We start from the raw sequence: 22024 nt of genomic DNA on the forward strand, positions 1-22024 counted from the left end.
GCGCCCTTGAGATATTGTTGAGTCTCGTCCTCATCATTTTTCAGCTTCGTTCATAATAACCGAAATAAGCCGTTCAAGATCATCGGTTGAGTAATACTCTATCTCGAGTTTGCCGCGATTTCCATTCTGATGGATTAAGACTTTGGCAGAGAGACGGTTGGTCAATTGATTAACCAGAGCTTTGCAATAGGTCGAGGGCAAGCCACCACCCTCTTTTGTTGCTGATGGTGTCGTCGCACCTGGTGAGGCTGCGGTCGCTTTACGGACAATCTTTTCTGTCTGGCGAACAGATAGGGCTTTCTTAACGATGAGATCGCGAATCTCCTTCATTGCAACAATATCATCTGAAAGGCGTAGAAGTGCCCGAGCGTGACCCTCAGAGAGTATTCCATCAATTACATCTTGCTTTACAAAGTCAGGAAGATTTAATAATCTCAACATGTTAGATACTGTAGAGCGTTTTTTCCCCACCCTTTTTGCTGTATCTTCCTGTGTATATCCAAAACGTTGAATGAGCTTTTGATAGGCTTCAGCCTCTTCTATTGGGTTTAGATCGGTTCGCTGAACATTTTCAATCAACGCCAATTCAAGGAGCGTATCCTCACCGGTGACATCCATCACAACGACTGGGACCTTGTCAAGTCCAGCCATTTTTGATGCACGAAGGCGTCGTTCACCAGCAATCAGTTCATAGCCCCCCTTACCCTCTGACTGGGTAACAATGAGTGGTTGTATTACCCCATTTTCCTTTATAGAATCAGCCAATTCCTGGAGGTCTACTTCGTTGAAATGGAGTCGTGGTTGAAATTTGTTCGGCGAGATTTTATCAATGTCACATTGAAAATATTTCTCTTCTGCGTCGTCACCGAAAAGAAGTCCAACACCCTGTCCTAGTCCTGTTGTTTTTGCCACAGTGATTTACCTCTGGTTTTTAAGGAATTCATTGGCAAGCTGAATATATGCCTTCGCGCCAGTTGAGCGAATATCATAGTCTATAACCGTCTGACCATGACTTGGACATTCGCTCAATCGTACGTTTCTCGGTATGACCGTCTTAAAGAGTTGTTTCGAAAAATGTTTAGACAATTCTTCTGCGACCTGATGAGTCAGCTTATTTCGCTTATCAAACATGGTCAGCAACAGCCCCTCAATAAAAAGGTTACTGTTAAATGATTTCTTTACGGAGCGAATCGTCGATACCAGTTGGGCCAAACCTTCCATAGCAAAATATTCACACTGCATTGGTATGAGTACAGAATCCGCAGCTGTAAGAGCATTTATGGTTAACAACCCAAGTGAAGGAGGGCAGTCGATAAGAATATAATCATATTCATCCGCAACCGAAGCAAGCAAGTTCTTAAGGGTAGTTTCTCGCTCAGGTTTGTTAATGAGCTCTATTTCAGCAGCGACGAGATTGATATTCGACGGGACAACATCAAGGTTTTTGACTCCTGTCTGGATAACTGTCTCCGCAAGAGGGCATGAGCCAATGTAGCTATTGTAGAGATGACGCTCCAGATTGCGTGAATTCACCCCTACACCACTCGATGCATTTCCTTGAGGATCCGAATCGATAAGCAAAACCTTTTTTCTTTTTTTTGAGAGAGCCGCTGCAAGATTGATAGAGGAAGTCGTCTTCCCTACCCCGCCTTTCTGGTTGGCAATCGCCACCGTTTTGCATCCTGTGTTCATGAGAATATCAACCTCCAGAGTTGAAAAAAATGGATACTGCTTCAAACAAATACTCGATAGTTGACCGAAGAACAATCATTTTCGCCTAAAAGACGGAGAAAAGGAGAAAAATTGTGCAATTTATCTTCAAAAGCGGTAAAGCTTGAAGAAGAAATTTGACCAATTTAATTTTTTCTCAATTCCATGTTTCACGTGAAACACTCTATAGAGGTACGCAATGAATTGCGATTTTCTGGTTGTTGGCAGCGGCATAGCCGGTTTGTCCTTTGCAATCCGAGCAGCGGAAATTGGTACAGTTGTTATCGTAACCAAAAAAAAAGAAGTCGATTGCGCGACAAATCTTGCACAAGGCGGCATAGCTGCGGTCCTTTCAAAAGATGATAGTTTTGACCTTCATGTCCAAGATACACTCAAAGCTGGAGCAGGACTTTGCGATAAGAGTGTCGTAAAAATTGTTGTAGAAGAAGGTCCGGACCGGATTAAGGAACTCATTGATATAGGTGTTGGCTTTATCCGAGATGAAGAAGATCAAAACGAATTAAATTTAGGTAAGGAAGGTGGTCATTCGCGACGCAGAGTTGCGCACGCCTATGATCTCACCGGACGAGAAATTGAACGTGCCCTACTCGAAACAGCTAAAGCCCACCCAAACATCAAAATTCTTGAGAATCGTAATTGTATTGATTTGATTCTTCAGCAGAATGGAGATTATCAAGGAAGTAAAAGGTGTGCCGGTGCGTACGTCTTAGATAAAGATACAGTCCATACATACCTTGCAAAATCAACCATTCTATGCACAGGTGGGATTGGCAAAGTTTACCTTTACACAACGAATCCAGATATAGCTACTGGCGATGGTGTTGCAATGGCTTACCGAGCTGGAGCTAAAATTGCAAATATGGAGTTTGTTCAATTCCACCCTACCTGCCTATACCATCACCAGGCGAAAAATTTCCTGATCTCAGAAGCTGTTCGAGGAGAAGGTGCATTTCTTCTCAACAGTGACGGTCAACGGTTTATGCAGAAGTATGATCCTGATCGTATGGAGTTGGCCACTCGAGATACTGTCGCACGCGCTATCGATCAGGAAATGAAGGAATCGGGCTCTGACTGCGTCTATCTCGATATCTCACATAAAGATGGTTCTTTTCTTAAAAAAAGATTTCCAACCATTTTTGCACGCTGCCTTGAGCTAGGCATAGATATAACAAAAATGCCGATACCCGTAGTACCGGCTGCACATTATCTCTGCGGTGGCGTACTTACCGATTCGAACGGCTGTACGAGCATAGAAGGCTTGTTGGCCTTAGGCGAAACGTCTTGCACAGGACTTCATGGTGGAAACCGTCTGGCTTCGAACTCCCTGCTTGAAGCCATCGTCTTCGCAGAGCGGGCGTTTAAGTTTTGCCGAAATAATATCGAAAATTGGCGACATATTCCCATTCAGCCGGTTGACCCTTGGCAGAGTGACAAGGCTATCGATATTGAGGAGGAAATTCTTATAAATCACAACTGGGACGTTCTGAGACGGACAATGTGGAACTATGTCGGAATTGTCCGAAATGAGCGAAGACTCAAATTAGCGGATGAACGGGTTGCCGGAATGTTGCAAGAGATTAAACAACACTATCTTGATTTTCGTGTGACGCCAAATATGATAGAGCTTCGAAATATTGCGATCATTGGTCACCTGATAATAAAGGCAGCCCTCCAGCGTCCTGAGTCGATCGGATTACACTATACACTTGATTGTACCGAGATTGACGATAAATACCAACCATACTGGAATATCTTTCATCGAAAGAGTGGTGAAAGTGTTACACCTTGGGAGGCGGAGATGGATGAGGTGAAATTAGTTATTTGATTATTATTACATTATTGAATATTTGTCATAGTAAGGGTTGTGTTTCACGTGAAACACAACCCTTTTTTTATATTCAACCTATAAAATTAACTACAAGTAATTGTAATTGTTTGATAAACTGAACAAGGGTGCGTGCTGATCTAACGGTTGTATGTATCAGGGGGAATCTCTTCAGGCTACAAGGAAATGCCGTGTGAAGAGAGTATCCCTGTTGTTGACTAAAAGTAGCTCAACGCAGCGTCGTGTTATAAAACCAAATGATTGTCGTAGTGAAAACAAAGATGGGTAAACAGAAAAAGGGCACTTAACTGTTTGAGTTAAGTGCCCTTTTTTATGTGGCGTCCCCAACCGGATTTGAACCGGTGTTGCCGGCGTGAAAGGCCGGTGTCCTGGACCTGACTAGACGATGGGGACCTCGTTTTCTGGTGGGTCGTGTTGGACTCGAACCAACGACTCTCTGCTTAAAAGGCAGATACTCTACCGACTGAGTTAACGACCCGCTGAGGCCCCGTTATTTACAAAACAGCGGGGTATATGTCAACAGAAAAAAGCATGCTATTTATATTTTTATCATCGCAATTTTTCGGGGTCAAGGCAAAAGGAGTGCTTTCACGCGGTGTTATAAAAGGTTTAAGGCAAGTAGATTAATAGGTACGAGAATATTTTTCTTATGATGAGATACTGATGATATAGAGTGGAGCAAAAAAGTTGATTTTAGAGTATGTTTGCTTCGCAAAATGTCGCGATAGCCTACAGTTGCCCTCTGCAACATGTTGAATTGATATCAAAGGCCTGCGCCTGTTGTAGGTGTTTTCTAATATTTCATCGTCTGGCAGGCTCTTTGTTGCGTTTTTTCTCTCGGTGTCCGGTCCTGCCGTGAGAAGAGAATCAGATGGATCGTTTTAAGGTGAACAATGGGATTTATAAACGGGTCTGCCAGCTTCGTCCGTTTCAGTGTCGAAGGTGAGCTTCCGGAAAACCCTCTGGATTTTATAGCTGACAGGGTAATAGCTTTCTCCTTCAGGGATATAGATGACACCTATGATGAATATTCAATAGGCTGGGTTTCTGTTCTCAATATGTTTGATTCTCAGTTTCAATATGCATCCTATGCTGCCGGCGATTACATCACCATCACACTCAGGGTTGATGAGAGAAAGGTTTCTCCTGCCATCTTGAAAAAGTTCGTCCAGAAGGAGGAGGAGCGGGTAAAGTTAGAAAAACAGGTACCAAAGCTCGGTCGTGCCCAGAAGGTTGAGATAAAGGAGCGTATCCGCACTGAACTCATGCGAAAGGCAATCCCGATTCCAGTTATTTATGACCTTTGCTGGAGTCTTTCAGAATCAACGCTCTATTTTTTTTCTACAAATAAGAAAGCTCACGCTGTGCTTGAGGACTTCTTTAAGGAGAGCTTCGGACTGCTGCTTCGTCAGCAGATCCCTTATGTGGTCGGTGAGCAACTTCTTGATGAAGATGGCCTTGATCGCCTTGCGAGAATCAATCCGGATGTCCTGGTCTAAAACAACAGCATGAGCAAACGGCGTCAGGCCGTTGAGGGATGGTAATGGATTTAGTAGATCTTATAGCGGAAAAGCGGTTCGTTGGTCAGGAGTTTCTGACATGGCTCTGGTTTAAAAGTGACGAGCGAGGTGGAAGTGTTGAGTTACCTGGCAAGGGCGATATAATCGTTGTTTTTGAAAAGCATATGTTGCTCGAATACGGTGAAGGCGAATCTAACGAAAAATGCATCTGCAGCGGCTTGCAAACTGAGCTGCAAGAGGCTAGAACCGGCCTTAAGATGGGAAAGAAGTTGGAGCAGGCACGTATCCAACTCGTCCTCGGCGATTACGAATATAATTTCACGCTTGCCGGCGCGATGATGGAGTTCAGAAATGTCAAACTCCCGAAAACAGCTGGGACAGAACAGGAAGAAAGGGATAACCCTGAGGCGGTAGAAGGCATGATTCTCGAACGCATTTTTCTCTTTGATGAGCTGGTGCGTACCGTAAACGAGCTCTTTCGAATGTTTCTTGAGATTCGCGTCGGCGAGGCATGGCGTGATGAACTGGCCAGAGTTCGAGACTGGATTCATGCACCGTCTCACCTGATCGGTGAAGAGTAAACCAATAAGGAAATAAAGAAGAATGGAATTTGAAATAGTTATAGGACTGGAAATACACGCCCAGCTCAAAACCGAGTCGAAGATATTCTGTGGATGTTCAACGAAATTCGGTTCTCCACCCAATACCAATACCTGTCCGGTATGTCTTGGTCTGCCGGGTGTGCTACCAGTTTTGAACAAAAAGGTTGTAGAGTATTCGATAAAGATGGGGCTTGCCACCAACTCGACGATTAACCGCTTCAACCAGTTTGCCCGAAAAAACTATTTCTATCCCGATTTGCCAAAAGGTTATCAGACCTCGCAGTTTGACTTGCCGATAGTGGAGCATGGTGAAGTGGAGATCGAGGTGGATGGTACGACCAAGCGAATCGGTATTACACGTATGCATATGGAAGAGGATGCAGGTAAGCTGATGCATGACGAACGGGACCCGGTATCCTATGTCGACCTCAATCGCACCGGTACACCGCTCCTTGAGATCGTTTCAGAGCCGGATATGCGCTCTCCCGAGGAGGCCTACGCATATCTGAAGAAAATCCACGCTATCCTCCGCTATCTCGATATATGTGACGGCAACATGCAGGAGGGGAGCTTTCGTTGCGACGCCAATATATCGCTCCGACCGTGGGGGCAGAAGGAGTTTGGCACCCGCACTGAGCTGAAGAACATGAATTCGTTTAGAAATGTTCAGAACGCACTAGAGTATGAGGTGCGGCGCCAGCGTGATCTGCTCCTGGATGGCGAGAAGGTTGTGCAGGAAACCTTGCTGTGGAACCCCGACACCAATCGAACGGAGTCGATGCGCGGTAAAGAAGATGCCCATGATTACCGGTATTTTCCCTGTCCAGATCTGGTACCGATAGAGATCAGCGATGCATGGGTGGAAGAGATCAAGAAGACTCTTCCTGAATTGCCGGATGATCGAAAAGCCAGGTTTATCAGTCAGTATGAATTGCCCGACTACGATGCAGTTATTCTCACCTCAGACCGTGAATTGGCCGATTACTTCGAATCGTCGCTTATCCCTGGTGCTACCCCCAAGAAGGTGTCCAACTGGATCATGACCGAGCTTTTGCGAGAGCTGAAGGGTGAATCCATCGAGACCTGCAAGGTGGCGCCCACGCAGCTTGGTGGTTTGATCGCCATGATTGACAAAGGTACAATCAGCGGCAAGATCGCCAAGACCGTCTTTTTCGAGATGATGGCAAGCGGCAAGGATCCGGAAGTCATCGTCAAGGAGAAGAACCTGGTTCAGGTTTCCGATGAAGGCGAGTTGATGGCTATTGTCGAGGAGATTGTGGCGGCAAACCCTGAGCAGGCAGAGGATTTTAGAAACGGCAAGACCAAGCTCATGGGGTACTTTGTTGGTCAGCTGATGCAGCGGACCAAAGGCAAGGCCAATCCAAAGCTGGCTAACGATCTCTTCAATAAGGCTTTGAACGGCTGAGATTGGCCCCTGGCAATGGATAAGGAGCATTGGCAGCAGAAAGGGGAGGGGCATCGGGGACGCTTGCGTGACCGCTATCTTGAGCGCGGTATTGATGGTTTTTCCGATGCCGAAGTCCTGGAACTCTTGCTCTCGTTTGGTACCCCTCGGTCTGACACCAAGGAACCGGCACGGGACCTGCTGAACCGCTATGGTACACTTGCCGCGGTGCTGGAGGCTTCACCGGCCGGACTACAGGAGGTGAAAGGCGTCGGCCCCAAAAACAGTTTTGCCATCAGTTTTGTGCAGGCGGTGGCAGGCAGGTACTTACAGCAGCGTCTCACCGGTCGCCGCTATCTCCACAGTTCAAAAGATGTGCGGGAGTATCTCGAGCACTCTATGCGAGGACTTAAGCGCGAGGTGCTGACCGTTATCTATCTTGACTCGGCCCACGCCATTCTCGGTTCAGAGGTGGTGGCTGAGGGCACGATCAACGTCAACACCGTTTATCCGCGAGAGCTGGTCCAGCGCGCTATCAACAACCATGCGGCGGCTATCATCATGGCTCACAATCACCCCTCGGGGTCACTTCAACCCTCACCGCAGGATATCAGCCTGACCAAAAATATCTATTTCATCTGTTCTTTTCTCCAGATCCAGCTGCTTGATCATTTTATTATCGGCGATGGGGTCTACAGTTTTGCCGATGATGGTCTGATCGACGCTGTTGCCTCTGAATGTCTGAGTCTACGCGAGACGTTAAATCGCCGCTGATGGTTTCTGCACTCTATATCCATATTCCGTTTTGCGTCAGTAAGTGTCGTTATTGTTCCTTTTCATCTTTTGCCGGTCTGAATGGATTGTACGACCGTTATCTGTTGAATGTTAAGAAGGAAATGGATCAGATTTCGGCCGGATGCTGCAAAAAGATGGAGCTCCAGACTGTGTTTTTAGGTGGTGGCACCCCGACCGTTCTCGATCCAGAACGGTTGGTCAACCTGCTTGATCATGCGGAAAAACTCTTTGGGTTCGCTTTTGATGCTGAAATTTCCGTTGAGGCGAATCCTGGTACGGTGGATGGCCGTGCATTAGAGCTTTTGCGGCAGGGTGGTTTTGATCGACTGTCTCTTGGCGTCCAGTCTTTTTCCGCCGATGAACTGGCTATGTTGGGGCGATGCCATTCTCCCATGGAAGCTGACGCAGCTTTCAAGGCGGCGAGATCAGCCGGTTTTACCAACATCAGTCTTGATCTGATGTACGGGTTACCAGGCCAGACGATTGAGAGCTGGCGTACAACCCTTATCACAGCACTCACCCTTGAACCGGAGCATCTGTCGATGTACCAGCTGACGGTGGAGGAGGGCACTCCTTTTGGTGATCTCTTGGCCAGCGGGAAGTTGGAACTGCCGGATGAAGACACTGTCGTGGCTATGGATGAGCTCAATCTTGAGCTTTGCGGTGAGGCAGGCTTGGAAATGTACGAGATCTCAAATTTCTCTCGTCCCGGCTACCGATGCCGCCATAATATCAATTACTGGCAAAACAATGAGTATCATGCGGCAGGAGCGGGGGCGGTCAGTTTTTCAAGCGGAGTCCGGGAGAAACGTTTTGATGACCCACGAGAATACTGCCGGAGGGTAGAGGCTGGCGATACTGTTATTACAGAACGCGAGGAATTGACCCTTGAGGCGTCATTTCGGGAAACGGTTGTCATGGGGCTCAGAATGATGGATGGCGTTGAAAGAGAGTGCCTTGTGGCGCGTTTCGGCCTGGATCCTGAACGGTACTATGGTGAAGTGCTCGAAAAACTGGTGGCACAGCAATTAGTGGAGCTGACACCAACACATTTGAAAGTAACACCAGCCGGCCGGCTCTATTCAAATATCATTCTTGCCGAACTGGTGTAAAAAAGGGAATTACAACCCTTCCTTCCACAATTTGTAGGGGTTGCGTGCCAGGTTGGAGTTATAGAAGCGGGGATCATCGGTCACCTCTCGACCGATCCAGGGGGGCAGGGAGAATTGCTGCCCCGGGTGCTCGAGTTCTATTTCTGCAAAAATTAACCCTTCATTTTCTCCTAAAAATTCATCAACTTCCCAGATAAAACCCTCGTATGGAATGACGTGACGCAGCTTTTCCACGATGGGTGAGGCGGAAAGTTTTTCCAGCATCTCGATGGCGTCACGAATGGGTATCGTATATTCATACTCCAGCCGTGAACCGTTTTCGTTTGGCCCCTTGATTGTGAGATATCCTTCTTCGCCGATGGTGCGTACCCGCACGGTTGCGTCCTTATTCTGATTGAGGTAGCCCTGGCGGTAATGTTTCCCTTTGGCCAGGCCGCGCCAACTCTCGTTTTTCATCAGAAATTTTCGTTCGATTTCAAGTGCCATGGTGGTGCCTCCAATCGATATTAACGGGTTCTGCGGGCAACGCTTCTCTCGTTGAACAGTTCAATCGCGCTGAAATTCAAGGTTGAGTAGATGGTGAGCAGCGGAAAGAGCAGCGACATGAGAAAGACGTTCAACAAAGGGATCATGCTGATAAACGCCGGCAAGAGTCCGATGCGCAGGGCTGTGCCGCCATGTTCGCGGAGCCAGCCTATTTTCCTGCCCAACGACCAGCGTCGACGTGATGATGGATAGTCGATGAACATCAGGGCCGAATAGAAGGCGTAAAGCAGAAAAACGACTCCCTGACCAAGACCAGGGATGAAATTGACCATCAGGGCGACAATGGTTACTAGAACCCCGAAAAGGGCAATTTTGACGCCTTCAAGAACGTCTACGAGCATGCCCATGATGCTGAAGCTGTCATCGGAGTTGAAATCATTTCCCGCATGGAGCTTTTCAGCGGCAGTACTTAAAAAAACATAACCGGGTGAGGTGAGGCAGTAGGCCACCAGAAAGGCGAGATAAAAGGCCATGATTCTGGTAATGATGAAAAAGAGTATTTTGCCGGCCTTCCAACCCTGAAATTTGATCCAGCCCCAGATTGTTTCTGCTGATGGGGGATCCATCAGGAAACTCCCGGCGATCTTGTCGACATGTTCAATACTCAGCTGATATCCGGCGGTGGTGAGACCAATGGTGGCAAGAAAAAGCAGAATAGACCAGCCAAGAATCCGCTTTTTACGAAACATGAAACCAAGGCAGTAGCTAAGTGAGAACCATTCGGGTTGAAGAGGCGGTGGGGAAGTCTTCGGTGTCATTTGTTGTCGTGCTCAGACGAGGTAAAGAGGAATAAAGAAGGTCTATTGTATTTCATGAGCTATCACAGCTCTGTAAAACATAACTGATAATAGAGCGTTTTGACGTTCTGTAAAGAGGTTCGGGGGATTTTTCCCCCTTACGTACCCATAAGACGCAAATAACAAACTGTTATGAACAAGCAAAAGAACAAGACCATTTACGTCTGCCAGCAATGCGGCTACAAGAGCAGGAAATGGCTGGGGCGCTGTACCGATTGCGGTGAGTGGGACAGCCTGGTGGAAGAGCTTGAGATGAAGGTTGGAACGGCGCTCACATCTGTGAATAAGCCGGTGCCGTTGCATCTGGCGCCGGACGGGGACGAGGAGCGCACCAGTACCGGCATGGCTGAACTTGATAGAGTGCTGGGCGGGGGCATTGTGCCTGGTTCGGTTACCCTGATTGGTGGTGAGCCGGGTATAGGTAAGTCGACCTTGCTGCTCCATTTGTTGGCAGAGTTTGCTGAGCAGGGCAAAACTGTGCTCTATGTTTCGGGTGAGGAGTCGGCGCGACAGATAAAACTCAGGGCCAAACGGTTGGAGGCCATTCAGCCAGGGGAGTTTCTTGCCACAGAAAATGCGGTGGAAAAGATTATTGCCATGACCCGGGAAATGCGGCCGGATCTTCTGGCCGTCGACTCGATCCAGACCCTTACCTGTGCCGAGATCGCCTCCGCTCCCGGTTCTGTAACGCAGGTGCGCGAATCGGCCTATCGGCTTCTGGAGATGGCAAAAAGCGATGATGTGCCAGTGGTCATGGTGGGCCATGTCACCAAGGAAGGGGCCATTGCCGGCCCGAAAGTTCTGGAGCACATGGTGGACACTGTTCTTTATTTCGAAGGTGACCGGAGCCACGCTTTTCGCATCCTGCGCACGGTGAAGAACCGGTTCGGCTCGACCAATGAGATCGGGGTTTTTGAAATGAAGCAGGAGGGACTGGTTCAGGTCAGCAATCCTTCTGAAATATTCCTGGCCGAACGGCCCCTTGATGAACCGGGCTCCGTGGTGCTGCCCAGTGTCGAGGGCTCTCGACCAATCCTGGTGGAGGTACAGGCGCTGGTGAGCCCGACCAATCTTGGTACCGCTCGTCGAACAGCCATCGGTGCCGATCAGCAGCGTCTCTCCCTGCTCTGTGCGGTGCTGGAAAAGAAAGGTGGTATGGATCTCTATGGGCATGACATTTTTTTAAACATCGCCGGTGGAATGCGGATCGATGAACCAGCCCTTGATCTGGGGGTCATCTGTGCCCTGGCCTCAAGCCTTCTTGAGCGCTCCATTCCCTCCACTACCGTGGTATGCGGCGAGGTGGGGCTGGCGGGTGAGGTGCGGGCCGTTGGGCAGGTGGATATCCGGGTTCGGGAGGCTGAGCGGCTTGGTTTTACAAGGTTTATCATGCCGCGTTCAAACCGCGAGCGTTTGAGCCGGCAGGGCGAGATTGAGTGTATAGGGGTAGCAAGCCTGTCAGAGTTGTTGGAGGTCGTTTTCGGCTAACGGTGAAAAGAGACCGTTATAGAGCAAGCAGCCATGCATCTGATTTCACGGTCGTATTGCAAAACCCGCACTGGCGGCGTATAGTGCCTTAATAGTGGTATAACAAGAGAGCAGTTTCCTTTTGGTGCTGTATTCTATTTTCTGGTCAACATGGAGGGAAAAAGTATGTCCGACAATCATCATCATGAGCATCATGAAGACCCCACTGTCTGTTACCGGGTTGCCCTTGTTTTTGTGGCGGTGATCGCCGTTATCGCCATAATCGGGGTTTTCAACTGACCAACAAGCTGAATTGTAAACGCTGAATATCGGTGACTTGGCGAATAACATGAACAGCCTGAGAGTTCTATGACAGGCAGTATACTAGAAAAGAGCGTAGATGGTCAGAGACCAGGAACAGGACGGACCTGAACGGGAAGTCGTTATTCTCATGAGCGACATGGTGGGCTATTCCCAGGTGACAGCCCATATGCGCCCAGATGAGGTGCGCGATTTCATTATCCATTACCATCAGGTTATTTATCAGCTTGTCGGGCAGCCCGAGGCTGAGCCGGTGGAGATTGAACCGCTGGCCGGTGACGGCGCCCTTATGGTCTTTGAGCGACTGCCGGGAGAGGAACGTGCCGAAGTCTGCACCCGAGCCCTGAGAGCGGCATTACGGGTGGCACATGCTGTTGCCGAGGGAAAACTGCAAGCGACCCGAATGGGGCTCTATCTTGGAGATATTATCGAGGCCAGTCTGGGGGCGCGAAAGGTAAAGTTTGGCTCGAGCTTTGCGGTGGCAACCCGTCTTGAGGAGTTATGCGATTATTTCGGCACCTGTCTGCTCATGGACCGGGAGGTGGCAGAAAACCAGAGCGGTGATGATCGTTACCTGGTCAGTGTGGGCAAGGTGATGCTGAAAAGTTTTTCACATCCTGTCCATGTCTACAGCGTCTATGAGCCGGGACTGCAGAATCTGCCCCATGATGTGGATACAGAGTTGCTGAACAGGTATGTCCAGCTTCGCAACGAGGCAATGCTCCTGTTCTGTGGCAATTCGCCTCTTGGTATAACGCCCAACTTTCCCAAGGTGCGGGAGATGCTGGCAGAGGCCCAAGAGCTTTTTGTGGAGATGACAGGCCGGGAGGATAAATCGAGTGACCGGATTCTCGAATACATCCGCGAAACTCCGCTACCAGATGAACAGTTCTTTACCAACGGTATGACCCTTTCAGAGAAAAAGCGGGATACCCTTGGCTCCAAGTTATTTCATCTGTCAAGCGAGCTGTTGAAGGCCATGAACCATGAGTTCTACCATGCTTTGGTGGTGGATACCGGTTGGGAGAAGCATTTCAAGCTGGAGTGGCGCAAAAAAGGCGAGCACATCATTACCATCCATGACTTGCCGGACGGCGTATATTTTATCGATCGGGGCGAGGTGGTTACCTTGAATGAGGACGGCGAGGAGATTGCCATTCTCTCCGCCGGTACAATCTTTGGTGAGATGGCGTATTTCAGTGAAGAAAAACGGCGAACAGCCACAGTCGTTGCCAAAACCGATGTGGTCATTCGCCGTATCACAAGTGAAGATTTTCAAAAACTTCCCGTTATAATGAAGATATTTGAGCGGATCGCCATGGCGCGCCGCTGAGTATCCACAAGGGTTTGCAGATACCCAGCATTATCTTTTTCTCTACACTTATTTCGCGATCAGCACCACATATTGACTGAAGTTACCGGAACGAACTCGCAGTAGCAGCCGTTTCTGGTCATCAGATTTTTCCATGGCCTGCTTCAATTCCTTCACATTGTGAACAGCTTTCTTGTTGACCTCTTCGATCAGCTGGCCAGGCATGAGACCTGCAGATGAGGCGGGGCTACCGGGCTCAACCTGGGAAATCACCACGCCCTGCTTATCGTCGTAACCCAGCCTTTCGGCCAGCTCTGGGGTCAGATTCTGGAAAGTGAGACCGAACTGCTCGAGTGCTGAGCCGGAACCCTCAGGGGTGTCAGTTGAAGACTGGGAGATATCGTTTGGTCGCTCGCCGATATTTACCTGTACCGAGACATCTTTCCCGTTCCGGATCACATCAAGCTTGGCACTGCTGTCAGGCGACATAAGTGCTACCCGGTTGCGCAGATCGGCAACATCTTTCAACGTTGTTCCATTCAGCCGGACTATTACATCCCCCTGTTTCACGCCTGATTTATCAGCCGGAGAACCGGGCTGAACTTCGCTTACCAGGATACCTTCCGCTTTATCTAAACCAAAGGATCGTGCCAGATTCTCATCGACATTCTGGATGACGACACCGAGCCAGCCACGGGTCACTTTACCGGCGTTTTTCAGCTGCTCCTCGATGTTTTTCACCATGTTGATAGGGATAGCGAAACCAATGCCCATATAGCCGCCTGTCCGGGAGTAGAGGGCTGAGTTGATGCCGACGACTTCGCCATTGATATTCAATAGAGGTCCACCCGAGTTTCCGGGATTGATGGCTGCATCGGTCTGAATAAAGTTTTCGTATTCGTTGATCCCGACGCTGGAACGGCCGGTGGCGCTGACCACGCCGGCGGTAACGGTCTGGCTGAGGCCAAAGGGGTTGCCGATGGCGATAACCCACTCACCAACCTCAAGGGCGTCGGAGTCGCCGAGTGCCAAGACTGGAAGTTGGGCTTTATCCTTTATCTTGATCAGAGCGACATCGGACTGGGGGTCACGACCAATGAGCTCTGCCTTGAACTCTTGTTCGTCCGAGAGGATAACAGTAATCGTATCAGCCTCCTCGACCACATGGTTGTTGGTCAAGATATACCCGTCTTTGCTGATAATAAATCCCGAACCTTGTCCCTGCTGTTTATATTCGCGCCGGGGACTTCGCTGTGGATTTTGTTGTGGATGCTGTTGCCGGAATTGCGGTCCGAAAAATCGCTCGAAAAATGGGTTGTTGAAAAACTCTTCATATTGCTGGTCATAGCTATTGGCGGCAACCGATTTTTCCACTCTGATGTGGACAACGGCTGGTTTGGCTTTTTTCACTACCTCGGCAAAACCTTTATCACTCGAAAAGGCATTGCTGGTTGAGGCACCTGTAGTCAGCAGGGTGACCGTCAGCAACAGGACACCGAGCAGGCTGAAAGAGTGTTTAAGGGGTAACGTTCTGTACATGGCACATCTCCTGTTATGTGGGGTTACTGCATGGTGGACGCACTGACAAGGTGACATCCCGCAACTGTGGCATGCTGAAACTCTAAGCGGGAACAGGTGAGGGTCAAGAAAGATTACTGAAATGTAATTTTCAAGAATACAGGGGGGATAAGGAGAAAAAAGGCCGCACACCCAGGGTATGCGGCCGAAGTGAAGGAAATGGTTCCTATCTTTTATCAGGAGCGGATCATGTCGGCGATCTGGAAGGCGACTTCCAGACTCTGCTCGGCATTCAAGCGGGGATCGCAGGTGGTGAGGTAGTTGTTGGCCAACTCCTGGTCGATGATGTTGCGGGCGCCGCCGGTACATTCGGTGACGTTTTCTCCGGTCATCTCGAAATGGACACCTCCGGGTATAGTACCTTCTGACCAGTGGGTCTCAAAAAAGCAGGTAATTTCTGAGAGGATGTCGTTGAAATTCCTCGTCTTATGACCGGTTTCTGCCGTGTAGGTGTTGGCGTGCATCGGGTCGCAGCTCCAGACGATATTGAATCCTTCCCGCTTCATCTCGCGGAGCAGTGGAGGCAGAACTTTCTCGACATTTTTCAGGCCAAGCCTGGTGATGAGGGTGATGCGGCCAGCCTCATTTTCGGGATTGAGTTTTTCCACCATAGCCTTGACGTTGTCAAGATCGTAGGTGGGCCCGATTTTAACGCCGATCGGGTTCAACACACCACGCAGAAACTCTACATGGGCGCCGTCAAGCTGCCGGGTCCGTTCGCCGATCCAGAGCATATGCGCCGAGCAGTCGTACCAGCCGCCAGTGGTTGAGTCCATCCTGGTCAGTGCCTCTTCGTATCCGAGGAGCAGTGCCTCGTGGGAGGTGAAGAGCTGAGTTTGGATGACCTGGGGAGAATCAGCAGAAATACCGATGGTCTCCATGAAATTCAGGGCTTGGGTGATCTGTTTGGCCAACCGTTCGTATGAGCGGCCCATGGGGGAGGCGGCGACAAACTCATGGGTCCACGCCTGGACCCGCTGGAGTGAGCCGAAACCGCCACGTGTGAAGGCTCGCAGCAGGTTCAGGGTGCAGGCCGCCATGTTGTAGCCCTTCATCATGTTATTGGGATCGGGGATTCGGGCCTCCTGGGTAAATTCCGGCTGATTGACCATGTCGCCGCGGTAGGAGGGCAACTCGACGCCATTTACAACCTCGGTATCTGCCGAGCGGGGTTTCGCGAACTGACCGGCAATACGACCGACCTTGATCACCGGTTTGCCACCGGCATAGGTAAGTACGACAGCCATCTGCAGTAAAACCTTCAATGTCTCCCGGATTGTAGGGGCTGTCACTTTGGAAAAATTTTCTGAGCAGTCTCCACCCTGCAACAGGAACGCATCGCCCTTGACGGCCTTGGCCAGCTGCTGTTTGAGGGCGCGAATCTCACCGGCGAAAACCAACGGCGGCAGGTTTGAGAGATCATGCAAGACCTTCTTGACCTCTTTTTCGTCCGGCCAGTTGGGTTGTTGAAGTGCCTGGAACTCTCGCCAGCTGGACTTCGTCCATTCATTGATGAGCTGTGTCATTCGTATTCCTTGAAGGTTGCAATGGATTATATGTGTTGGGATGCGTACGGAGGGCAAGCTGGGGTGTTCTAGACGCAACACCGTTCCACGTCAAACGCATTAAGAATTCGCATTTCCCGTTCCCGGGGTTGACCCTGGCGGGGAGGGAGGAATTCGAGATGGTCCAGCATGTTTCCCGCAGTTACTCTGTCAGGAATGGAATGTAACCCATATCCAAGAATCTTTCCAGTCGAAGTATCAAGGAGTTCCGCATCTTTTCCATTGGTGACGACGGCAAGAGGAATCTGGTAGTCGGGATTGAGGACCCGGGCGGCGGCGATTGCGGCGCGTTCCCTGCTAACCAGGGAGCCGGGGCCATAGCGGAGAATCATGATATCTTTACCGCCGATCCTGACGGTAAGCTCAATGGTGGAACGGACATAGCAGCGGGCAAAAAGGGTTTCAATATAGAGGCGCGGCAGCAGTTCTTCCTTTTCAAAGCCTTTTTCCAGCACCATCATTCGGGAAATATCCTGGCGGAGCCGTTCGTCATCGGTGTCGGTGAGCTCTTCGCCGGTGAGGTAATCGTTCAATACGCCGTAAATCAGATGATGGGATGGGTGTGCCGACATGGTACTCCTGCGGGTGGAGACTTTTGTCTTCTATATGTTTTGTTGTTTTCAACACTGTAATTCTCTGCAGTTGTTTTGCAAGTTGGTGGTAGATATCAAACGCGGCAATTCTCCATCTTGGAAAAAAATACGATCTCGCATAGTATAGATGATTTTGCTGGAGCATTGTCCTTGATATACGCTGATTGTACCAGAGAATGCCTGGTGGTCTGTAATGTCTTGTAATAGAAGGAAATGCTACACTCATTTATAAGCCTTCGGCACATCTCGAGTCTGTCGATGTTTCACGTACAACATTGGTCCCGTTTTCGGGAACCCACGATTGAAAGGAAAAATCATGTCCAAGACAACACGATGGCTGGAGCTGACCATCACCTGTTCGACACAACTCACCGATGCGATCACCGATTATCTCATAGGGGTGTTTGATGCCGGGGTTGAGGTCGGTGTCGATGATCATCTGCTGGAACACACCATTCATGCGTATCTGGAGCAGGAGAACCCGACTGAGGAGTTTATTGCCGGAATCGTCGGACAGGTTGGCGGTTATCTCTCCGAACTGGCAGATATCTTTCAGGTGGAGAGCCCTAAGTTGACCACGTCAGTGCTTGAGGATGAAGACTGGTCCAGCAACTGGAAAAAGCATTTCACCCCTTTTGCCGTTTCGGCCGGACTGATTATCAAACCGACCTGGGAGGAGTATCAGCCAAAAAATGGGGAGGTGGTGATTGAGATGGACCCGGGCATGGCCTTTGGCACCGGTCACCATGCCACCACCAGTCTCTGCCTTGGCTTTATCCGCTCGGTTGTTGAATCCCGGCCCGGTACAGTTTTGGATGTCGGCACGGGTACCGGTATCCTTGCCATGGCTGCCGCTCTCTTTGGGGCACCGTCGGTTATGGCCATCGACAACGATCCGGAAGCAGTTACAGCCGCATTTGATAATGTGGCTCATAATGGCTTGCAGGACCGGGTTGCGGTGGAGATTACTCCCCTTGAAGAGCTTGAAGGTTCCTATTCACTGGTGGTGGCAAATATTATTCATGACGCGTTGTTGATGATGGTCCCGGCCCTCACCAGATTGACGGAGGTTGGTGGGGCATTGGTGCTTTCCGGAATCCTGAAGGAGATTCAAGCTGACAACATCATCCAGGTGTATGAAAAGGCAGGGTTTGTCTTGGCCGGTCGAGAAGAAAAAGACGAGTGGGCGGCTTTGCACCTGGTAAAAAAGTGAGCCTGAAGTATGAGAATCATTCAGACCCCGGCTGCATGGGGCTGAGCTGGTAGTTCTGGTCAAAGATGACCGCTACACCGTTTGGCTCCTGACGGATAACCACTCCGGTAGCCTGAACCCAGACCTGCTTTCCTTTGGCCAGCTTACGGAGGATATCGACAGAGGCGACGACTTTTAGCTTTTTTAAATCCTCGATGGCCAGTAAAAACTCGAGGTTGACCCTGCTGGCGAGCGGCAACTGCTGGTCTGTTTCCAGAAAGGCGCCACCGCAACTGATATTGGCTGCCACTGTGGAGATGTATTCCCCATTGCTGGAATCATCGAAGCTGTAGGTCATTTTTGCCTGCAGATTCAGAGTGAAACGTTGCTGGATGCGCTTTTCGTTGGCCATCTGGGCTCCTCTGAGGATGTCTCGCGGTCAAAATCCACTGCGAAAACGGGAAAAAAGGGTAACCTGATACATAGATACGAAATATATACCGATGTTGTCAAACGGTTAATCCGTGCTGCTCTCTTTAAGAAAATACCACATGGTGGCACGGAAAAGCCGCCAAATCAGGTTGTAAGCCAATGGACATGAACGAAAACAGGGTGGACGATGCGACGTTTTTTTGTTGATAACGGCGGTGCTGTGGGTGAGACTCTCCAGTTGCCGGAGAGCGAATCCCGCCATATCAGCCGGGCCCTGCGCCTTGGGATCGGTACGGTGGTTGAGTTGCTTGACGGCAGCGGCCTGGTCTACTCTGCCGAGTTGGTGGAGGTAGGTCGACAGGTGTTGGCCAGGATTACCGCTGTCCGTTCTGAAAAGAAGAAAGAGGCGGTGGCACTCTTCATCGGGCAGGGGCAGCTGAAAGGGCAGAAAATGGATACCGTTGTCCAGAAATGCACGGAGTTGGGTGTCAGTAGGTTGATGCCTTTCTGGTCCAGTCGTTGCCAGGGCAAGCTGCAGGAGTTACAGGGGGAAAAAAAACTGGAACGCTATAAGCGCATTGTCGAATCCGCCTGTAAGCAGTGCTATCGTTCCGATCTGATGGTGGTTGATCCACCATGCACCTTTACAGATCTGCTCCAGGCATTTCCTATCGAGGAGGGGCGATTGCGGCTGCTGTTCTGGGAAGAGGAACGAGAGTTTACCCTGCATGATCTGGTGATACCAGAGATAGTGCAAGAGGTGGTGATTCTACTTGGTCCGGAAGGTGGATTGTCGGTTGAGGAGGCTGAGATGGCAAAAGCGCAGGGCTGGCAGACCGTGTCGCTTGGTCGGCGGATTTTGCGAGCTGAGACGGCGACGATTACCGCTGCTTCGCTCGTTCAGTTCCTGGTGAGAAATATCTGAAGCATCTTGCTGGCAGGTCCAGAGGTTGAAACCGCGTATCTCGCAGCTATTCAGGTTCTCCGGCAACACCCCAGTTATACTCCCGTTTCAAATAATTCAATATAAGAGAAACTTCGGCACTGAGTACCCCGTCGATTGTATAAATCTGCTGGTAGAGCAAGGTGTTTAGAGCCTCGATCGAGGGGGCAACGAATTCAGCGTGGATATCTGCCTCCCCCGTTGTCTGTACGGCAAACCAGACAGCCTTTATTTTATGTAGAGCTTCAATAACCGCATCAAGCTTCTTAATGTCGGTCCGTATCTTCAAAATTCCCACAGCTTCATAGCCAATCTTGAGCGGATTGCTTACCGCAACGATCTGGATAATTCCTTCTGCAATTAGCCTGTTTAAACGATTTCGTACCGTAGTTTCTGAGATGCCGAGCCTTCTGGCGATGACCGTGTTGGACAGCCTTCCGTCTTCCTGCAAGAGTTCAATGATATGTCGGTCAGTGGGATCGATGGTATTCTTTTTGCTCATTTCATTCTTCCTTAGGGGCATTCTGGCCTCGCCTGATTTTCATCCGACATTGAGTGCGATATCTGCCAAAAATGTACATATAAAATTCGAATATCGAATTCTGCGCAACACGAACAGCCCACATTCGTCGCTCAGACAGGCTTTTTATTTCAAAAATGTAAAACACATTTATAGATTCATAACAATATTGTGCTGTTTCCACCTGCTAGGCAACAATTTTATACTCTTATCTCATTTGAAAATTATCGAAATGTATTTGATATAAGGTATTTAGTTTGGTGTCGGATTTCGTGTCGCAGCTTGGCATTAATCTTGTATTGATGGTTGCATTGGCGGTTTCAGCCGTCTGTCGTGGACGGATACGTGCAACATATAACGATTAGACTCGAAAGGAAAGACTATGAGTAAAACCATCTCATCAGGAGAAGACGGGTTGTCCACTATGTCTATTCTCAAAAAACAGGAGCAGTTTCTCTGGCCGAGTCACATCCTGTATTATCGGGATCCCTTACCCTTGGACCACGGCAAAGGTTCATATGTAACGGCTGTTGACGGTACGGAATACCTTGACTACTTCGGCGGAATCTTAACCACCAGTGTGGGCCACAATCATCCCCGGATAATTGAGAAGGTTACAGCCCAGATAGGGAAAATTATACACTGTTCCACCCTTTATCCTCACGAAAACCATGTGCAATTGGCAGAAAAGATAGCTGAAATTGCACCGGGACGTCTGGAGAAATCCTATTTTACCAATTCCGGAACAGAAGCGGATGAATTGGCAGTCATGGCGGCCCGGGGGTATACGGGAAATTTCGATATCCTGGCCCTGCGTCACGGCTACAGTGGCAACTCCGCGATGGGCAAAACGCTTACCGCCCAGTCCGCCTGGCGACTGGCGACTAACATTGTTCCGGGAATCAAGCACGCAATAAACCCCTATTGTTACCGCTGTCCTTTCAAAATGTCCTTTCCATCCTGTGATCTGGCCTGCGCCCAGGATGTCGAAGAGGTTATTAAGACCACTACTTGCGGTAGGGTGGCGGGAATGCTGGTGGAACCTATCCAGGGCGTCGGCGGTTTTGTTACGCCTCCGCCCGGATATTTTTCCATGGTTGCTGAAATTGTTCGTCATTACGGTGGGGTGATGATTGCAGATGAGGTGCAGACAGGTTTTGGCAGGACCGGTAATAGATGGTTCGGTATTGAACACTGGGAGGTTGAGCCGGAGATCATGACCATGGCCAAAGGGATCGCCAACGGTTTCCCTATGGGTAACACTATCACCACTCCCGAAATTGCTGATTCTCTTGTTGGCAAGGGACATTTTATCTGCACTTTCGGCGGCAATCCTGTTTCGACCATGGCATCAATAGCGACCATTGAAGTTATGACCGAAGAATGCCCCCCGTCTGTTGTTGCCGAAAAAGGTGAGCTGCTGCGAAAGGCGTTGGAAAGGATGGCGGAGAATTCGCCCATTATTGGTGAGGTTCGCGGTATGGGCCTCATGCAAGGCATTGAGATCGTTACAGACAAGACATCGAAGACTCCAGCACCGGAGCTGGTTGTAGAAATATTCGAGGCAACAAAGGCCAAAGGTCTGCTGATAGGCAAGGGTGGAATGTTCAACAATGTCATTCGCCTGACTCCGCCTTTGAATACAACGGAAACGGAACTGGATACCGCCATAGCAATCCTTAACGAGGTCTTCACACAACTGCAGTAGAACCAGTAGTTTGCTCTGTTAAAGTGGAATTTATTATCT

At 49.5% G+C, this 22024-nt stretch carries 20 protein-coding genes and 2 tRNA genes; 11 read left to right on the top strand and 11 right to left on the bottom strand.

Going from position 1 to position 22024, the window contains the following annotated elements; genetic code table 11:
* Positions 1–33 precede the first annotated feature (33 nt).
* Together BUF15_RS01230 and BUF15_RS01235 are read right to left on the bottom strand one after the other, a co-directional pair.
* Entirely contained in the window at positions 34–912 is an 879-nt protein-coding gene (locus tag BUF15_RS01230) for a ParB/RepB/Spo0J family partition protein (protein ID WP_073611605.1), read from the bottom strand.
* A 6-nt stretch (positions 913–918) separates the two neighbouring features.
* Positions 919–1692, bottom strand: a complete 774-nt coding sequence (locus BUF15_RS01235; protein ID WP_073611740.1) for a ParA family protein — start codon at positions 1690–1692, stop codon at positions 919–921.
* Positions 1693–1909: 217 nt separating this feature from the next.
* Between BUF15_RS01235 and nadB the strand changes: the two genes are divergently transcribed.
* A complete protein-coding gene (gene nadB / locus BUF15_RS01240; RefSeq protein WP_073611606.1) occupies positions 1910–3556 on the top strand; it encodes an L-aspartate oxidase in 1647 nt (548 codons plus the stop codon).
* A gap of 336 nt (positions 3557–3892) precedes the next feature.
* On the opposite strand, the gene BUF15_RS01245 is transcribed toward nadB, so the two are convergent.
* Both BUF15_RS01245 and BUF15_RS01250 read right to left on the bottom strand, forming a co-directional pair.
* Positions 3893–3970: transfer RNA gene (locus tag BUF15_RS01245), tRNA-Glu, on the bottom strand.
* A gap of 9 nt (positions 3971–3979) precedes the next feature.
* Positions 3980–4055 (bottom strand) — tRNA-Lys (locus BUF15_RS01250).
* A 415-nt stretch (positions 4056–4470) separates the two neighbouring features.
* Here BUF15_RS01250 and rdgC point away from each other — a divergent pair.
* Genes rdgC through hemW form a run of 5 tightly spaced genes read left to right on the top strand, consistent with a single transcriptional unit; the run spans position 4471 to position 9011 of the window.
* Complete coding sequence (gene rdgC, locus BUF15_RS01255) at positions 4471–5076, top strand: recombination-associated protein RdgC (RefSeq protein ID WP_073611607.1); 606 nt, start codon at positions 4471–4473, stop codon at positions 5074–5076.
* A gap of 44 nt (positions 5077–5120) precedes the next feature.
* Positions 5121–5678: a hypothetical protein gene (locus BUF15_RS01260; RefSeq protein WP_073611608.1), complete on the top strand. Its 558-nt coding sequence runs from the start codon at positions 5121–5123 to the stop codon at positions 5676–5678.
* A gap of 22 nt (positions 5679–5700) precedes the next feature.
* Positions 5701–7125, top strand: coding sequence for an Asp-tRNA(Asn)/Glu-tRNA(Gln) amidotransferase subunit GatB (gene gatB / locus BUF15_RS01265; protein WP_073611609.1), 1425 nt, complete (start codon positions 5701–5703; stop codon positions 7123–7125).
* Positions 7126–7140: 15 nt separating this feature from the next.
* A complete protein-coding gene (radC, locus tag BUF15_RS01270) occupies positions 7141–7878 on the top strand; it encodes a RadC family protein (protein ID WP_073611610.1) in 738 nt (245 codons plus the stop codon).
* The gene (gene hemW / locus BUF15_RS01275) at positions 7878–9011 is read left to right on the top strand and encodes a radical SAM family heme chaperone HemW (protein WP_073611611.1); all 1134 of its coding nucleotides are present in this window, start codon (positions 7878–7880) and stop codon (positions 9009–9011) included. Before radC ends, hemW begins: the two co-directional genes overlap by 1 nt.
* A gap of 9 nt (positions 9012–9020) precedes the next feature.
* Here hemW and BUF15_RS01280 read toward each other — a convergent pair whose 3' ends face one another.
* Positions 9021–9497, bottom strand: coding sequence for a CYTH domain-containing protein (locus BUF15_RS01280; RefSeq protein ID WP_073611612.1), 477 nt, complete (start codon positions 9495–9497; stop codon positions 9021–9023).
* Positions 9498–9517: 20 nt separating this feature from the next.
* Entirely contained in the window at positions 9518–10315 is a 798-nt protein-coding gene (locus BUF15_RS01285; protein ID WP_073611613.1) for an EI24 domain-containing protein, read from the bottom strand.
* 171 nt (positions 10316–10486) lie between these two features.
* Here BUF15_RS01285 and radA point away from each other — a divergent pair, with 171 nt between their 5' ends.
* Both radA and BUF15_RS01295 read left to right on the top strand, forming a co-directional pair.
* Positions 10487–11842: a DNA repair protein RadA gene (gene radA, locus BUF15_RS01290; protein ID WP_073611614.1), complete on the top strand. Its 1356-nt coding sequence runs from the start codon at positions 10487–10489 to the stop codon at positions 11840–11842.
* Positions 11843–12221: 379 nt separating this feature from the next.
* Positions 12222–13475, top strand: a complete 1254-nt coding sequence (locus tag BUF15_RS01295) for a cyclic nucleotide-binding domain-containing protein (protein ID WP_073611615.1) — start codon at positions 12222–12224, stop codon at positions 13473–13475.
* A gap of 48 nt (positions 13476–13523) precedes the next feature.
* Here BUF15_RS01295 and BUF15_RS01300 read toward each other — a convergent pair whose 3' ends face one another.
* The 3 genes from BUF15_RS01300 to BUF15_RS01310 all read right to left on the bottom strand — a co-directional run bounded on the left by BUF15_RS01300 (position 13524) and on the right by BUF15_RS01310 (position 17169).
* Positions 13524–14993 (bottom strand): DegQ family serine endoprotease, encoded by a 1470-nt coding sequence (locus tag BUF15_RS01300; RefSeq protein ID WP_073611616.1) that lies wholly within the window; start codon positions 14991–14993, stop codon positions 13524–13526.
* A 215-nt stretch (positions 14994–15208) separates the two neighbouring features.
* Complete coding sequence (locus BUF15_RS01305; protein ID WP_073611617.1) at positions 15209–16558, bottom strand: class II 3-deoxy-7-phosphoheptulonate synthase; 1350 nt, start codon at positions 16556–16558, stop codon at positions 15209–15211.
* A gap of 68 nt (positions 16559–16626) precedes the next feature.
* Entirely contained in the window at positions 16627–17169 is a 543-nt protein-coding gene (locus BUF15_RS01310) for a type I restriction enzyme HsdR N-terminal domain-containing protein (RefSeq protein WP_073611618.1), read from the bottom strand.
* A gap of 337 nt (positions 17170–17506) precedes the next feature.
* Between BUF15_RS01310 and prmA the strand changes: the two genes are divergently transcribed.
* Complete coding sequence (prmA, locus tag BUF15_RS01315; RefSeq protein WP_073611619.1) at positions 17507–18403, top strand: 50S ribosomal protein L11 methyltransferase; 897 nt, start codon at positions 17507–17509, stop codon at positions 18401–18403.
* Between the two features lie 16 nt (positions 18404–18419).
* Here prmA and BUF15_RS01320 read toward each other — a convergent pair whose 3' ends face one another.
* Positions 18420–18794 carry a PilZ domain-containing protein gene (locus BUF15_RS01320; RefSeq protein ID WP_073611620.1) on the bottom strand — a complete coding sequence of 125 codons (375 nt, stop codon included), beginning with the start codon at positions 18792–18794 and terminating at the stop codon, positions 18420–18422.
* A gap of 207 nt (positions 18795–19001) precedes the next feature.
* On the opposite strand from BUF15_RS01320, the gene BUF15_RS01325 reads away from it, so the two are divergent.
* On the top strand, positions 19002–19739 hold the full coding sequence (locus BUF15_RS01325; RefSeq protein WP_073611621.1) for a 16S rRNA (uracil(1498)-N(3))-methyltransferase: 738 nt from the start codon (positions 19002–19004) through the stop codon (positions 19737–19739).
* A 46-nt stretch (positions 19740–19785) separates the two neighbouring features.
* Here the strand turns inward: BUF15_RS01325 and BUF15_RS01330 are convergent, their stop codons facing one another.
* Positions 19786–20259, bottom strand: coding sequence for an Lrp/AsnC family transcriptional regulator (locus tag BUF15_RS01330; protein WP_073611622.1), 474 nt, complete (start codon positions 20257–20259; stop codon positions 19786–19788).
* Between the two features lie 400 nt (positions 20260–20659).
* On the opposite strand from BUF15_RS01330, the gene BUF15_RS01335 reads away from it, so the two are divergent.
* The gene (locus BUF15_RS01335; protein WP_073611623.1) at positions 20660–21985 is read left to right on the top strand and encodes an aspartate aminotransferase family protein; all 1326 of its coding nucleotides are present in this window, start codon (positions 20660–20662) and stop codon (positions 21983–21985) included.
* The last annotated feature ends 39 nt before the right edge of the window (positions 21986–22024 follow it).

It is taken from the genome of Desulfopila aestuarii DSM 18488, assembly GCF_900143695.1.
In the GTDB taxonomy this organism is placed as follows: Bacteria; Desulfobacterota; Desulfobulbia; order Desulfobulbales; family Desulfocapsaceae; genus Desulfopila; species Desulfopila aestuarii.

What these genes read in the sequence shown, in the direction of transcription:
- BUF15_RS01235 (WP_073611740.1), bottom strand. Translation starts at nt 1,692, where the DNA reads ATGAACACAGGATGCAAAACGGTGGCGATTGCCAACCAGAAAGGCGGG.
- nadB (WP_073611606.1), top strand. Translation starts at nt 1,910, where the DNA reads ATGAATTGCGATTTTCTGGTTGTTGGCAGCGGCATAGCCGGTTTGTCC.
- rdgC (WP_073611607.1), top strand. Translation starts at nt 4,471, where the DNA reads ATGGGATTTATAAACGGGTCTGCCAGCTTCGTCCGTTTCAGTGTCGAA.
- BUF15_RS01260 (WP_073611608.1), top strand. Translation starts at nt 5,121, where the DNA reads ATGGATTTAGTAGATCTTATAGCGGAAAAGCGGTTCGTTGGTCAGGAG.
- gatB (WP_073611609.1), top strand. Translation starts at nt 5,701, where the DNA reads ATGGAATTTGAAATAGTTATAGGACTGGAAATACACGCCCAGCTCAAA.
- radC (WP_073611610.1), top strand. Translation starts at nt 7,141, where the DNA reads ATGGATAAGGAGCATTGGCAGCAGAAAGGGGAGGGGCATCGGGGACGC.
- hemW (WP_073611611.1), top strand. Translation starts at nt 7,878, where the DNA reads ATGGTTTCTGCACTCTATATCCATATTCCGTTTTGCGTCAGTAAGTGT.
- BUF15_RS01280 (WP_073611612.1), bottom strand. Translation starts at nt 9,497, where the DNA reads ATGGCACTTGAAATCGAACGAAAATTTCTGATGAAAAACGAGAGTTGG.
- BUF15_RS01285 (WP_073611613.1), bottom strand. Translation starts at nt 10,315, where the DNA reads ATGACACCGAAGACTTCCCCACCGCCTCTTCAACCCGAATGGTTCTCA.
- radA (WP_073611614.1), top strand. Translation starts at nt 10,487, where the DNA reads ATGAACAAGCAAAAGAACAAGACCATTTACGTCTGCCAGCAATGCGGC.
- BUF15_RS01295 (WP_073611615.1), top strand. Translation starts at nt 12,222, where the DNA reads ATGGTCAGAGACCAGGAACAGGACGGACCTGAACGGGAAGTCGTTATT.
- BUF15_RS01300 (WP_073611616.1), bottom strand. Translation starts at nt 14,993, where the DNA reads ATGTACAGAACGTTACCCCTTAAACACTCTTTCAGCCTGCTCGGTGTC.
- BUF15_RS01305 (WP_073611617.1), bottom strand. Translation starts at nt 16,558, where the DNA reads ATGACACAGCTCATCAATGAATGGACGAAGTCCAGCTGGCGAGAGTTC.
- BUF15_RS01310 (WP_073611618.1), bottom strand. Translation starts at nt 17,169, where the DNA reads ATGTCGGCACACCCATCCCATCATCTGATTTACGGCGTATTGAACGAT.
- prmA (WP_073611619.1), top strand. Translation starts at nt 17,507, where the DNA reads ATGTCCAAGACAACACGATGGCTGGAGCTGACCATCACCTGTTCGACA.
- BUF15_RS01320 (WP_073611620.1), bottom strand. Translation starts at nt 18,794, where the DNA reads ATGGCCAACGAAAAGCGCATCCAGCAACGTTTCACTCTGAATCTGCAG.
- BUF15_RS01325 (WP_073611621.1), top strand. Translation starts at nt 19,002, where the DNA reads ATGCGACGTTTTTTTGTTGATAACGGCGGTGCTGTGGGTGAGACTCTC.
- BUF15_RS01330 (WP_073611622.1), bottom strand. Translation starts at nt 20,259, where the DNA reads ATGAGCAAAAAGAATACCATCGATCCCACTGACCGACATATCATTGAA.
- BUF15_RS01335 (WP_073611623.1), top strand. Translation starts at nt 20,660, where the DNA reads ATGAGTAAAACCATCTCATCAGGAGAAGACGGGTTGTCCACTATGTCT.